Source organism: Crocosphaera watsonii WH 8501 (genome assembly GCF_000167195.1).
In the GTDB taxonomy this organism is placed as follows: Bacteria; Cyanobacteriota; Cyanobacteriia; order Cyanobacteriales; family Microcystaceae; genus Crocosphaera; species Crocosphaera watsonii.
Window position 1 is genome coordinate 1 of record NZ_AADV02000120.1, and the last position, 12,911, is coordinate 12,911.

General features: G+C 37.2%; 12 protein-coding genes. 4 read left to right on the forward strand and 8 right to left on the reverse strand.

Features of this window, described 5'->3' with window-relative positions:
- Positions 1 to 127 precede the first annotated feature (127 nt).
- Both CWATDRAFT_RS24305 and CWATDRAFT_RS24310 read right to left on the reverse strand, forming a co-directional pair.
- Positions 128 to 1,465, reverse strand: coding sequence for an Hpt domain-containing protein (locus CWATDRAFT_RS24305; protein WP_007307496.1), 1,338 nt, complete (start codon positions 1,463 to 1,465; stop codon positions 128 to 130).
- 554 nt (positions 1,466 to 2,019) lie between these two features.
- Positions 2,020 to 2,817 carry a sulfite exporter TauE/SafE family protein gene (locus tag CWATDRAFT_RS24310; protein ID WP_007307497.1) on the reverse strand — a complete coding sequence of 266 codons (798 nt, stop codon included), beginning with the start codon at positions 2,815 to 2,817 and terminating at the stop codon, positions 2,020 to 2,022.
- Between the two features lie 119 nt (positions 2,818 to 2,936).
- On the opposite strand from CWATDRAFT_RS24310, the gene CWATDRAFT_RS24315 reads away from it, so the two are divergent.
- Positions 2,937 to 3,209, forward strand: a complete 273-nt coding sequence (locus tag CWATDRAFT_RS24315) for a hypothetical protein (RefSeq protein ID WP_007307498.1) — start codon at positions 2,937 to 2,939, stop codon at positions 3,207 to 3,209.
- 25 nt (positions 3,210 to 3,234) lie between these two features.
- On the opposite strand, the gene CWATDRAFT_RS24320 is transcribed toward CWATDRAFT_RS24315, so the two are convergent.
- The 5 genes from CWATDRAFT_RS24320 to recQ form a co-directional block, all read right to left on the reverse strand.
- Positions 3,235 to 3,666, reverse strand: coding sequence for a hypothetical protein (locus CWATDRAFT_RS24320; RefSeq protein WP_007307499.1), 432 nt, complete (start codon positions 3,664 to 3,666; stop codon positions 3,235 to 3,237).
- A gap of 95 nt (positions 3,667 to 3,761) precedes the next feature.
- On the reverse strand, positions 3,762 to 4,730 hold the full coding sequence (locus CWATDRAFT_RS24325) for an ACP S-malonyltransferase (protein ID WP_007307500.1): 969 nt from the start codon (positions 4,728 to 4,730) through the stop codon (positions 3,762 to 3,764).
- 820 nt (positions 4,731 to 5,550) lie between these two features.
- On the reverse strand, positions 5,551 to 5,877 hold the full coding sequence (locus tag CWATDRAFT_RS24330) for a type II toxin-antitoxin system HicB family antitoxin (RefSeq protein WP_007307501.1): 327 nt from the start codon (positions 5,875 to 5,877) through the stop codon (positions 5,551 to 5,553).
- Positions 5,867 to 6,136 (reverse strand): type II toxin-antitoxin system HicA family toxin, encoded by a 270-nt coding sequence (locus CWATDRAFT_RS24335; RefSeq protein WP_007307502.1) that lies wholly within the window; start codon positions 6,134 to 6,136, stop codon positions 5,867 to 5,869. The genes CWATDRAFT_RS24330 and CWATDRAFT_RS24335 overlap by 11 nt, the downstream gene beginning before the upstream one ends.
- A 78-nt stretch (positions 6,137 to 6,214) precedes the next feature.
- Positions 6,215 to 8,347, reverse strand: a complete 2,133-nt coding sequence (gene recQ, locus CWATDRAFT_RS24340) for a DNA helicase RecQ (protein WP_007307503.1) — start codon at positions 8,345 to 8,347, stop codon at positions 6,215 to 6,217.
- A gap of 291 nt (positions 8,348 to 8,638) precedes the next feature.
- Here recQ and gpmI point away from each other — a divergent pair, with 291 nt between their 5' ends.
- The 3 genes from gpmI (at position 8,639) to CWATDRAFT_RS24355 (ending at position 11,018) form a co-directional block, all read left to right on the forward strand.
- Complete coding sequence (gene gpmI / locus CWATDRAFT_RS24345) at positions 8,639 to 10,237, forward strand: 2,3-bisphosphoglycerate-independent phosphoglycerate mutase (protein ID WP_007307504.1); 1,599 nt, start codon at positions 8,639 to 8,641, stop codon at positions 10,235 to 10,237.
- A 38-nt stretch (positions 10,238 to 10,275) separates the two neighbouring features.
- Positions 10,276 to 10,515 (forward strand): preprotein translocase subunit SecG, encoded by a 240-nt coding sequence (gene secG, locus CWATDRAFT_RS24350; RefSeq protein WP_007307505.1) that lies wholly within the window; start codon positions 10,276 to 10,278, stop codon positions 10,513 to 10,515.
- Positions 10,516 to 10,739: 224 nt separating this feature from the next.
- On the forward strand, positions 10,740 to 11,018 hold the full coding sequence (locus CWATDRAFT_RS24355) for a hypothetical protein (protein ID WP_007307506.1): 279 nt from the start codon (positions 10,740 to 10,742) through the stop codon (positions 11,016 to 11,018).
- A gap of 17 nt (positions 11,019 to 11,035) precedes the next feature.
- On the opposite strand, the gene CWATDRAFT_RS24360 is transcribed toward CWATDRAFT_RS24355, so the two are convergent.
- Positions 11,036 to 12,562: an IS5-like element ISCwa2 family transposase gene (locus CWATDRAFT_RS24360; protein WP_007307507.1), complete on the reverse strand. Its 1,527-nt coding sequence runs from the start codon at positions 12,560 to 12,562 to the stop codon at positions 11,036 to 11,038.
- Positions 12,563 to 12,911: the final 349 nt, after the last annotated feature.

The window sequence follows — 12,911 nt, forward strand, 5'->3', positions numbered from 1 at the left end:
GATAACTGTGAGGGGTAACCCTCAGTCCACTCGGGAGTTTTCAAAACATTCCTTTTAGGGAAGCTTATCGTTACCAAGGTTTTAAACTGATTATTAGATGTTCTAGGTTGAGTGATCCTTTGACGCATCAGTGTGACAAAGTTGGTGAGTTGTCTAAACGGAGGTTAATACTGTTGCGCTCTAGAACTAATTTCCCGAACAGACTATTAATTTGATAAAGTTGCTCCACCGGAACCCGAACGGTTTTACCTGTGGTTTGAGGGTTGACAGGTTCACTCAGGGTTTGACGGCTAAAGTTATCATTCTCTGTCTGCTTACTTTCTACAACGGGTGTATCCAGAGTAAAAGCATTCTGCAACTCAGCTAAGTCCGCACTTTCTAAAACAGTGTCCGAGGATAAGTATAATGCTTGTTCTATTTCGTCTTGAAGCTGAGGAAAATCAGTTGATTCGCTTTCAGCGAATAGGTGAAAACTTTCATCTTCAGTGACAGAGAAGTTTTCCTCTAACTCTAAAACCCTAGCACTAGAGTTTTCAATAGTGTCATCTTCAGCCAAAAATAAAAGTTCTTCAACATTGTCTTCTAACCCGAAAAGTCTAGCACTAGAGTTTTCAACAGTGTCATCTTCAGTCAAAAATAAAAGTTCTTCAACATTGTTTTCTAACTCTAAAACCCTAGCACTAGAGTTTTGTTGCTCAAACCCTTCTAAACGAGAGGGCAGTTTCTCGAAACTACCACGCATGACTAAAGCGTGGGAACGTCGCCAGATGGTTAAAGCTTGTTGAGTGAAAGCGGATAACTGTTCCGTTGGGACAAGAGTTGCTTGATCTTGAACCGACTGACAGAGTTGAATAAAGGGATCAAGATCCGCCATTTGACCAAAGGCCGATAGTTGCTCTGCTATTATGGCCAGGGTTTCTTTTAACTCAGTGGGGGATAGAGAAGGATAGGTTTGCTCAAATTGATCTAAAACAGTTTCTACCCCTTCCTCAAACATCAGCCAAACGGGTTCATCGTTGTCTGCATTTTGAGAAAATAAGGTATTTTCGTCTTCTTCTTGCAGATCCCCTAAATGATCCCGTAAATGTTCAAAAATGGGGTTAACGTTCTCCTCTAACCACTCATTATCAATGTCTGTCCCTTGACGATGTAATTCATTGACCTGACGCAGACGATCAACCCCTTGTAGAAGTAAGGTTTCGATCTCGGTTGTAATGGTAGTAGAAGGGTGACGAACCCGTAAAATTTTGAAGAAGTCTTCGAGGCGATGAGCCACCTTACTTAAGGCGTTAAAGCCCATCATACCGCCCCCTCCTTTAACAGAGTGAGCCGATCGCAGTGCTAGATCCAATTGTTGGGTGATGTCATCAGAACTTCTTAACTCTAATAACGCTGTTTCAATGGCATCATAGCAGTCGTGGGCTTCGTCGAGAAAATTAAGTCGTACTTGTTGTTCTTGATCCATGATCTTTATCAGTTATCAGTTATCAGTCATCAGTTATCAGTTGAGTATTTACTAACTAGGGTTTTGCTTTTATTCAGCAAACCCTAACTATTTTATAAATTAAATTATTAGTTAAACTAAGTAAAAACCCTGAGATATTTAATGCCTAATTGGATGCTTTAGGAAAGTTCGGGAAAAATATAGCGTTTCTTGGACTCATGAGGTACACCTAACTCCGGCCTCCTGGCCATCTCCCAATACTGCCTAGGTTTTGCTGAAAAAGTTGATGAAATGGGAGTGTGGGGAGTGTGGGGAGTGTGGGGAGTGTGGGGAGTGTGGGGGGAATTAAGCAATACATAATGTTTTATCGAACCACCCTTCCCCCTCTTCCCCCTCTTCCCCATCCCTGTCTCAACAGATAATTTTACTAACCGAGCAGTATTGGCCCATCGACCACTGCCTCAAAGGGATAACGAAGTCAAAAGAAACAGAGATTTATGCTCCGCTTCAAAAACTATAAGCCTTAAAAGGCGGGGTTTTAGACCCAACTATTTTCGACAACCTTTATTTTTCTATCAAGTTGCCAAATAACTATGCCAAGCTTTGACAAACATATATCCTGCTAATAAGCCCATAAATCCTCTAAACAAGAAAATAACCATATTTTCTGGTAGTTTTGGTAAAAACCGCGTACTTAATTGTACTCCGAACAAACCACCAATTCCTAAACAGATTCCCTCGGCCAATAAAACATTCCCAGACATGGCATGACTTCCACAAGCAAAAATTGCAGTAATGACAATTACCCCTAAGCTGGTTTGTATGGCGGCTTTAATATTTTCTCCGAGTAAAATAACTTGTAATGGCACCATGATGACACCACCGCCTAATCCAAATAATCCCGCAATAAATCCTGCGGTTCCTCCCGTTGTGAGTCTTGCTGTTGTTTGCTGAACAGAAGATTGAGTGGTCGGTTTTGGTGCTGAATTTGGATGTTGCTTATGAGCTAATGATTTTCTTAAACTAATTAAAGTCACATTAAGCAGCAAAAGTAAACCAAACCCAGCTAGTAAGAGATACGGTGCAATTTTATTAGCTACTAATACTCCCAATTGTGCTGTTAAGCCAGCTGGAATCGCTAGATAAATCACTTTTTTGAGTTGTAAATGGCCTAAAGACCAATTTTGAAAACTTCCAAACATTGCCGTCATCAGAATAGCTAAACTACTCGTGGCGATCGCTTCAATGGGAAGATAGCCTAAGGTAACAATCAAGGGAACTAAAAGGGTTCCTCCACCAATGCCCAAAATACCCGCGATAAAGCCTGAAACAAAGCCACCGCTACCGAGAAAAAGTAAATGCCAAAGATCCATAATTCTCCATTGATTCAAAAAAATGTGATCAAGATCAAGGTTGACTTTTGTAAATATCACAGCTTTTAATGAAGAAACTGGGCATAATACCAACAGAACATCTATCACTATAACCAAAAATGTTTACAGAAAGCATCATTGATCAATTTATTGTTAAAGTTCGATTACAAGCCGTTATGGAAGAAATTGACGAAAAAGCGGCTTTAAGCTATGCCGCCGCTAAACTTCGTCTAGAGACAGGAGAGATTACAAAATATGACTATTACAGATTAATAGATGAAACCAATCAGATTTTTTCCATCACCCCTGAATCAGAAGCTGATAAATCCTTAGAACTTAATCGTTGGATTGAACAACAACTTAATAAGCTTAAGATGACTCAGTTATCCTAAAGCCAATAACAAATTTTGGTAACTGTTATCCGTGACTGACCATTTTAAAAGCATAAAAATAGTCACTATGAAACTGTTGATCGGTTGTTGTTAAAACCCAACCATTGCCTTGAAACTCCTTAATTTCAAAGCGTTCTCCTGCTTCTGTTTGATGTTTAGCATTGAGAACGATTGCATCTCCGATTTGAATAGTGGGATTCATAAGAGGTTCTAGTTTGAGTCTTCTCGGTTCTTCTATTTGAGTTAACTTTCCTGACCAAAGGACAATAAATTCTGGAATATCGGTTAAAGAGATTTTCTTATCAATAATTATTCCGATCTTTTTGCCATCAGTAACCTTTGTTCCCACCCCTAACTGTAAATAAGAGCGTAAATTGTCAATTTGCTCCGTTAGAATTGCGTAGTTTTCTTGCCATTGTGTTTCTTTGGGGTATTTAAGACTAATTGCTGTTTTCATGATTGTCTCTCTCAAAAAAAATAATAGGTAACAACAGTGTAGATAGAATAATAGGAATCAAATAGGATACATAAAATAATAGGAATCAAGCCAAGTTATACCCTAATAACTGCTGGATTGATATTCGCAAGTTTTTTCAATTGATCACGAATGACGATACTATCAATATCTGCGCTAGAGCCAACATTACTAATTTCTAACCCAGGATCAATATTTTTCATCGGTTTCAGTAACCCTTGTCCACAACCCAATTGAATGGCTTTGTTGATCCCTTGGTTTATTAATCTTTGGGAAATCATTTGCCATTTTACAGAGCGGCTAATTTGCCGAATTAAATTGTCTTTAACTTGATTGACCCTGAGACTAAAAACAAAATCAGTGCTGCAAAAAATAGGAATAGATAAAGGCTCAAAAGCTGTAGTCTCTAAAACTGGCTGAAATTCTTTTGCAGCTGGTTCTACTAAAGGTGTATGAAAAGCAGCACTAACTTCTAAAGGAATGACACGCTCAACTGGGACATTAGATAAAATGGAGGCAACTCCTTGAGAAGTTCCAGAAATAACAGCATATTTGGGATCATCATTGGCAAACCAAACATCTTCGGTTTTTAAAACTTCATCTCGTAGTTTATCTCCCTCAAAACCAATTAAAGTTACCATTGAACCTTGAGGTAACCGAGACATAATTTCTGCTCGCTTTTGGATTAATTGTAAGCCAGTTTCAAAATCATAAGCTCCTGCTGTATACAAAGCAGTATATTCTCCAAAGCTGTAACCAGCAACCACATCAGGGTGATAGCCTGATTTCTTCATTAAATCAGCTAAAACTGTCATAAAAACATAAAGACAAGGTTGAGTGTACTGCGTATTGGATAATTTTTTTGTCTGACTTTGCCAGACATCAGAAATTGACCAACCTAGAATATTCTCAGCTTGTTTTAATCTTAGTTTTCCTAATGGTAATTTTAGCAGATCAATTCCCATACCTAATTTTTGAGAACCCTGTCCAGGGAATACCCAAACGTTTACTTTTTCAGACTTTGGTAGTGTTTTTAGTGAGGTCATATTTCCGTGACTTTTTAAGAATTTTCTTTATCATAGAATCTTCTTAATAATAAGAATAAAACTTTATAAAAACTACCGTTTATTTATGGATATTCTTAATTGTAATCTCTATGATAACCTAAGTGATTTCCCTGATTTTTCACTTAAGTATATGTGAAATTTTATAAGTAATTACTAAAAAAAATGTACAAAGTTTGTTACTTGACTTTTTTATCCCTTTTTGTTGGTCTGATGCTCGGTTTATACGTGGGTTGAATACCTTTTTTGTTTGATGTTTGCTCTCAAGTTGATATAATCGGGCTATTCCGTAAAAATAACTAGATAAGCAAATAAGATTTAAAATAAATTATTATTTTATCCTAATTAAAGTCTTAATGAGGTAAGTATAGATTTTTCTCAAGGATAACCATAGCATAAAACGCAATATGTTAAAGAAATAATAAAAGAACAGCAGATAAATTGACAAAATAAGAGGTGGAGGTAGCATTTAAGCGTTTATTGAATTAATCACAAGTATAAAACGTAATTTAACAAATTATGCTTGGTTTCATCTGTAAAAAATTCATTCATTATGAACAAAACAGCCTTAATTTCTCTTACGGTTATCGGTTTATCTTCTTCTTTGCATCTTCTTGATGCTAAAAGTTCTCAGGCAGCAACGGTTTTTCCTCCATCTTATTAATTTAATATTAGGTGTGAGGAAGGTTTAACCCCTTCCTTTTTTGATCTCCGTAGGGGTTTAACAGTGTTAAACCCTCAAACATAATTGCTTACAACCAATCACAAGTCACATCTCCTGGTTTTTCTTTCTCTATTATTTTTAGAGATTCATCATACCAGAAGATAACTTTTCACTCACCCATGTATTCAAGCTTTTTCCTTCTTGTTTAGCTTTAATATAAATTTGTTTATGTAACTCAGGGTCAATTCTGACCACAAAACGACCTGAAAACGGTTTTTCTGGTTCTTCTCCCCGTTGAGCGCAAAACTCTAAATAATCTTCCACTGATTCAATGAAAGCTTGTTTTAATTCAGAGACGCTTTGACCTTGAAATGTTATTACATCCCGAATATTAATTACTTCCCCATGAAAGATTCCTTGTTCATCATCTAACGAAACCAGTGCCTCATACCCTTTATATTTCATCGGCTCTTACTCCTGCTTCAGTTAAAAATCGTCTCATTGATGCCACTGCGCCCTTATCCGTTTGAGGTTGGGGGTGGGGACGGTGAAACACCGCTCTAACTCCATTAAGAGCCACCCTAACTCTCGATCCTCTCCCTTCTGATATTTCTGCTCCCAAGGCTAATAACAGGGACTCAATATCTTTCCAAGAGATGTCTGAGCGCACTGGTTGCTCAAATAGCTTCACCAATGTTTTTTGTTGTTTTTTATTTAGTGCCATTGCTCAAATAGTATCACTAATCGATACTATTTGAGCAACTTGGGGTAGTTTACACACATATTTCGTCTAAAATATAAATTACTTATTTTCTCGTCGATACCAAGCACGAACTAATTTTATTTCTCCATAACTATAATCATCTCCTAAATGATTTTTTAAAGGGTTTAACGCACCATCTCCAATGGTTTGAATACATTTAATAATCAGGGCTTTTTTATGTTCCGAAACAAAGCTATCAACATCAATAGGTTGATTCATTTCTATTAAGTCAGCAATATGTCCATAAATAGTAGTTTGTTTTAAGTTTCTTCTCTCGGCAATTTCTGGAACACTCAACCCTTGTTGATACAACTGTAAGGTTGCCATATTGGTATTAGTAGGTAAGGGAGTGGGTAAACTTTGCTGTTGACAAAATTCCCTAATTACCGAAACAAAACTATCTCCATATTGTTGCGCTTTATAAGCAGTTACTCCAGAAATATTTTTAAATGCTTCTATGGTTTGAGGTTTAATTTGTGCCATTAATCTTAAACTAGAATCTGCAAAAATAACGTAGGGTGCAATACGATTTTGATCGGCTAAATGTTTGCGTAACTGTCTTAACTTATCCAACAATAAATCACTTTCTGCTTTTCTGGGATTATAATCATTTAATTCTTTTGAACTTAAAGACTCTGTTACAGCAATTTCTACTTTTCGCTCATTTCTAAAGATTTCCCAACTATATTTGTTCAATTTTAAAACAGAAAATCCATCGCTGGTTTCATTAACGAAACCTTGATGTATTAATGAGCGTCCTAACATCTTCCATTCTTCTGTACTTCTTTCTTTACCTATACCATAGGTTGATAACAAATGGTGTCCATATTTTTCAATTTTCTTCTTTCTAGATCCTCTTAATACATCGATAATATGAGTCATGCCAAATCTTTCTTGGCAACGGGCAACACAGGATAAAAACTTTTGTGCTTCAATAGTCCAATCTTCAATAGGTTTAGGATTTTTACAATTATCACAGTTCTCACAATTACCGTTATGTTGTTGTCCAAAATACCTTAAAATAATCGTCCTTCTACATTCATTTGCTTCTGCATAATCTACTACTTTACGTAACTGTTGACGAGCAATTTTTTGTTCTTTTGGGCTACTTTTTTGGTCGATTAAATAGTCAATTTTTTTCAGATCACCAAAGCTTAAAAACAAAGCACAATTTGCAGGTTCTCCATCCCTTCCTGCGCGGCCAGATTCTTGATAATAACTTTCTAAATTTCTAGGCAAATCGTAATGAACAACAAAGCGAACATCGGGTTTATTAATTCCCATGCCAAAGGCAACAGTTGCCACAATAATTCTCACATCATCCCGAATAAAACGGGTTTGATTAGTAGCTCTCTCATCATCATACATTCCAGCATGATAGGGTAAAGCCTCAATTCCATCCTGTTGTAGTCTAAACGCAACTGTTTCAACATTTTTCCGACTTAAACAATAAACAATTCCTGAACCTTCTTGACTGCGAATATAATTTAATAGTTGAGCATAACTTCTTCTTGATTTTTGCTGCACTTCGTAGTATAAGTTAGGGCGATCAAAACTAGCCAGATGCACCGAGGGTTTTTCTAATCCTAATTGTTCAATTATATCCTCTCTAACCCGTTTAGTTGCTGTTGCAGTTAAAGCGACTACGGGAACAGTTGGATAGCGAAATCTTAATTGTTTTAATTGCCGATATTCTGGTCTAAAATCATGACCCCAAGCAGAGACACAATGAGCTTCATCGATGGCAAAACTAGATAAACCGATTTTTTGGTTTAAAAAATCTAAAAAGTTCAAAAAACTGTCATTTAACAATCGTTCTGGTGCCACATATAACAGCTTTATCTTACCGTTTAAGATAGAATTTTCTCTTGACTTTAACTGCTCCCGACTTAAGGTACTATTTAAAAAAGTTGCTCCGATACCATTATCTAGTAAAGAATCAACTTGATCCTGCATTAAAGCAATGAGAGGTGATACCACTATACATAACCCAGGTTTGAGTAATGCGGGAAGTTGAAAACATAAAGACTTTCCGCCTCCTGTGGGCATAATAACCAATAAATCTTTATTATTTAAAGCTTCAGTAATAATCTGTTTTTGACCAGGACGAAATTGATCGTAACCAAAGTGATCTTTGAGGGCATTTTCTAATGAATTAAACTGAGATACCATAATCAAAAAGGCTATTTTTTAGGATTTCATGACTTTAGAAACATAATCTTATCTTAAAGTCTAGCAAAAAATAGTGAACAAAGCCCAAAAAGTCGAATAGAGAAATCTTCAAGGGTAAAATACCGTTTATTTACTGCTTTATTGCCGAAAAATATGCCTATTATCAAATAAACAAGATAAGGATGATAACTAGAGGAAAAAAGTAATCCAGAATACAGACAAATATCGATAAATAGATAAGAAAAATGCTATAATTGAAGCTCATGGACAACACAACGTAGGTGAATTAACATGGCACAAGCACCTGTATCTCCAGTGGTGCTGGTAATATTAGACGGCTGGGGTTATCGTCCTACAGAAGAGGATAACGCAGTTGTAATGGCAAACACTCCGGTAATGGATTGTTTGTGGACAACCTATCCCAGAACCCTAATTAAAACATCGGGTAAAGAAGTTGGCTTACCTCAAGGTCAAATGGGTAACTCAGAGGTAGGACATCTAAACCTTGGTGCCGGGCGCATTGTTCCCCAAGAGTTAGTAAGAATATCCGATGCAGTGGAAGAGGGTGCAATCTACGAAAATAAAGCCCTAGTTAGCTTGTGTGAAGAAGTAGCTTCTCGCAAGGGGAAACTGCACTTGATCGGTTTATGTTCTGAAGGTGGGGTTCATTCCCATTTAGACCACTTATTCGGACTTCTCAACCTGGCGCAAAAGCAAAATCTCCAGGATGTCTGCGTTCATGCTATCACCGATGGCAGAGATACCAACACAACGGATGGGGTAAAAGCGATCGCCAGAATTGAGGATCACATCGAAAAACTGGGGATCGGGCGCATTGCCACCGTCAGTGGGCGTTATTATGCCATGGATCGTGATCGCCGTTGGGATCGGGTTAAACTGGCCTACGATGTAATTACCCAAGATGGGGATGGGGATGGACGTTCCGCCCTTGAACTACTAAAAGATTTTTATTCTCAAGATAAAACCGATGAGTTTATTCCCCCCACTCGTATCGCTCCAGGAGCTATAGAAGCAGGGGATGGGGTCATTTTCTTCAATTTTAGACCTGATCGCGCCAGACAGCTTTGTTCTGCCCTGACTGTGCCTAATTTTGACGGCTTTGAACGGGAGTTAATCACTCCTCTGAGTTTTGTCACCTTTACCCAATACGATCCTAAACTACCTGTTAAAGTAGCCTTTGAACCCCAAAACCTCAACAATATTTTAGGGGAAGTTGTGGCCCGTGAAGGGTTAAAACAGTTTCGTGTGGCAGAAACAGAAAAGTATCCCCACGTCACCTATTTCTTTAATGGGGGTTTAGAAGAACCCTTGGAAGGGGAAGATCGGGAGTTGATTCAAAGTCCTATGGTAGCGACTTATGATCTGTCTCCAGCTATGTCTGCCGAAGCGGTGACAAAAGCTGCTTGTAATGCAGTAGACAAAGCCGTTTATTCCTTGGTTGTGATTAACTATGCTAACCCCGATATGGTGGGTCATACTGGGAATACTGAGGCGGCCATCGAGGCGATCGAAACCGTGGATAATTGTTTAGGGAAGTTACTCTCTAGTGTGAGTAAACTGGGGGGAACGGTTATCATTACGGCGGATCACGGTAACGCCGAAACCATGAAAGACGAAAATGGCAACCCTTGGACTGCACATACCACCAACCCGGTTCCCTTAATTTTTGTAGAAGGGGAACAACGAAAAATTCCCGGCCACGGTGGTTTAGTGGAACTCAGAGATGACGGCAAACTGGCTGATATTGCCCCCACTATCCTGCAAATTTTACAGCTGGATAAACCCTCAGAAATGACGGGGGAATCGCTGATTAAACCAGCAGAAATAGAAATTCGAGCCAATCGTACACCTGTTCGCATCGGTCGTTAGGGTAAGATGAGAAAACATAAACAATTCTTAAAGAAACGATGACACTACCACAACTGATTCAAATTATTTGGACCATCTCCGGGGTTTTATTGGTGGTTCTCATCCTCTTACACAGTCCCAAAGGAGACGGTTTAGGGGGTATTGGAGGACAAGCACAGTTATTTACTTCTGCTAAAAGTGCGGAGAAAACCTTAAATCAAGTGACTTGGGGTCTTAGTATCACTTTTATTTCCTTAACTATCATTTTAAGCGCAGGGTGGTTAACCCCTCAAGGGTAACGACCTGAGTTCGGAGTTCGGAGTTCGGAGTTCGGAGTTGAGTCTTTTTTTACGAGATAATAGGCGTTTGAGACTCCTAATTTTGAAAGTTGTCTATAAATTTTCTTATCCCGAACTCAGGTTAACAACGAGGTCAGAAGTTAACCCACCCCTAACCCCTCCCAGGAGGGGAACAGATAGTAGGGTGGGTTAGGTGTAGACTTAATTTTGAGAAAAACATCATAATGATGAATATATCTAAACTCAAATGGATTAAAAATGTTAAACATCAAGATAACCATCAATACTGGGCTTATCTACCGGAAACTATGCAAATTGTAGAAGCTAAAATTTTCTGTTTAAATTGGCGAGATATTAAACAAAAAAGCAATGCTCAAAAACCAAGTAAGGGCGATTTGATGATTCTGCTTCAAAGGGCAAAAGTGACTCATATTGTTGAGTTTTTAGATGATGAAGTTTATGATAATAGTCTAGATGAATGGAGTATATATAGGGTTTGCTGAAAAAGTTTCTCCAAAATTTATGCCACTTTTGACCAAGAATTTTCTGACAAATCAATAAGTTTTAGTACATAAAAATTGTTTAAAGTATAATCAAAATTAATGAAAGGCGGTTTGATGAGTTCCCCTGTTCTATTATTAGTAAATAAGGACAAAAAAAGCGACAAAAACTGCCTCAGAAGTTTAGAAAGATTGACAACTAAAAATGTAATAGCAATAGATGTAATGGAGGTTTCAGGGAGTTTTGTCATCACGAGATTTAGGCTAAATCTTCGTTTAGCTTGTCCAAACTTTCCCTCAATAGCATTACGGAAGCATTCATCGGAGTGGGCTTGTTTCTTTTCTTCTTCACTGACATTTTTCGGAGGTCTTCCTAACTTCGGACCACTGATTCTTATCCCTCTTTCCTTACACCAATTTCTGTTTTCCCTAGTTCGATAAATTTTATCTACATGGACGGATTCGGGATAATAGCCAAACGTTTCTTTATACTTTTCTACTTGTTCTTTAAAATGACAAGATTCATTGAAGTTTTCCAAACTTATTTTGTCTAGAAACACATAGTTATCTACACAGCTTACTGAGAGTTTAGCTCCAAACTCTATTGGTTTTCCTGCTTTTCCCCTCACTATTGGACGAATATGCCGTTGAGTTAAACTTACAATTCTTTGAGGAACACTCTGGGTCTTATTCTCCCACATTGACTGTTGTTGTTCATAAACTTTTTTGATAGTCTCTAGACAATTTTTCTGTCTTTTACTCAGATTTTCCAGGGAAGCCCCAGCTTGAATTAAGTCTTCTATATTTCCTAAATTTTTCTTAAGGTATTTTAACTGTTTCCCGATAGCTTTTCTTCTTTCTTGATAAGATACTTTTCGTTTTTTAGCTACTTTTAAGTATTCCTTTCTAGCAATTTTTCTAGAAGTTCTCGGCTTTTTTCTCAATTTTACTCTTAATGGTTTATAAAGATTATCTATTATTCTTTCTGTCTCAATTCTGGCTTGATTTAATATGCCTAAATCCGTTGGGTATTTGATGTCTGCTGGCGCACAAGTCGCATCTAAAATTAGTTTACCTTTATTTTTTATTTTTTCTCCTTTTTCTTGGAGACAATCCTTTTTTTTTACTTCTTTATCACTCTTGTCTATTTCTCTTTTTACTATTTTTTTATTGATTTTGTTTATCAATTCTCCATCAATTCTTTTCCTAAAATGAACTAGCATTGAAGATTCCAGTGGTGGCTCTTGTTGATAACAATTTAAACCTATAAAGTATTGTAGATAAGGATTTTCTCTAATCTGTTCTATAGTTTCTCTATCACTTGTTCCTAATTTTTCCTTAATAATTAATGTCCCTAATGCCATTCTAAATAGTTTGGCTGGCGCACCTTTTTCTGCTGAAAAAAGTTTAGCATATTCTTCCTCAAAATCATCCCAAGGTATCAACTCTGCCATGATTACCCAACGATTATTGGGGGACAATTTGCCCTCGAAAGGTAATTCAAATTTTTCTGGGGGCGGTAAAGGTTGCTCCTCTTTTCGATACATTTGTTCTTGACCAACAACTGGGAGGTGTTTCTATCAATTATAGCGGTTTGTAGCCGACAAAGCTGATCTTTTTTGCGATCGCGAATATGGGTGTAACCTTTTAAAGAATAGGGTTTTGCTTTTATTCAGCAAACCCTATAGTAAACCTGATTTTAATAATTTATTTCTTAAATCATAATGTTAGATTTGAATTTATTAATAATCTTAAAGTTAGATTTAACACATCTATAATTCTTTCAATTGTTCTAGCTTTTGTCACTTCATTAGTTTTAATTTTAAGTCAACAAGATTTAGGTGTATTGAGTAGATTCTTTACTATTTGGAATGGAAGTAATCAGATGAGAGCTAA

Excerpts from the sequence above, each read along its gene's own strand:
- CWATDRAFT_RS24325 (WP_007307500.1), bottom strand. The coding sequence starts at position 4,730 with ATGACCTCACTAAAAACACTACCAAAGTCTGAAAAAGTAAACGTTTGG.
- CWATDRAFT_RS24360 (WP_007307507.1), bottom strand. The coding sequence starts at position 12,562 with ATGTATCGAAAAGAGGAGCAACCTTTACCGCCCCCAGAAAAATTTGAA.
- CWATDRAFT_RS24310 (WP_007307497.1), bottom strand. The coding sequence starts at position 2,817 with ATGGATCTTTGGCATTTACTTTTTCTCGGTAGCGGTGGCTTTGTTTCA.
- CWATDRAFT_RS24335 (WP_007307502.1), bottom strand. The coding sequence starts at position 6,136 with ATGGCACTAAATAAAAAACAACAAAAAACATTGGTGAAGCTATTTGAG.
- secG (WP_007307505.1), top strand. The coding sequence starts at position 10,276 with ATGACACTACCACAACTGATTCAAATTATTTGGACCATCTCCGGGGTT.
- CWATDRAFT_RS24320 (WP_007307499.1), bottom strand. The coding sequence starts at position 3,666 with ATGAAAACAGCAATTAGTCTTAAATACCCCAAAGAAACACAATGGCAA.
- recQ (WP_007307503.1), bottom strand. The coding sequence starts at position 8,347 with ATGGTATCTCAGTTTAATTCATTAGAAAATGCCCTCAAAGATCACTTT.
- CWATDRAFT_RS24355 (WP_007307506.1), top strand. The coding sequence starts at position 10,740 with ATGATGAATATATCTAAACTCAAATGGATTAAAAATGTTAAACATCAA.
- gpmI (WP_007307504.1), top strand. The coding sequence starts at position 8,639 with ATGGCACAAGCACCTGTATCTCCAGTGGTGCTGGTAATATTAGACGGC.
- CWATDRAFT_RS24305 (WP_007307496.1), bottom strand. The coding sequence starts at position 1,465 with ATGGATCAAGAACAACAAGTACGACTTAATTTTCTCGACGAAGCCCAC.
- CWATDRAFT_RS24315 (WP_007307498.1), top strand. The coding sequence starts at position 2,937 with ATGTTTACAGAAAGCATCATTGATCAATTTATTGTTAAAGTTCGATTA.
- CWATDRAFT_RS24330 (WP_007307501.1), bottom strand. The coding sequence starts at position 5,877 with ATGAAATATAAAGGGTATGAGGCACTGGTTTCGTTAGATGATGAACAA.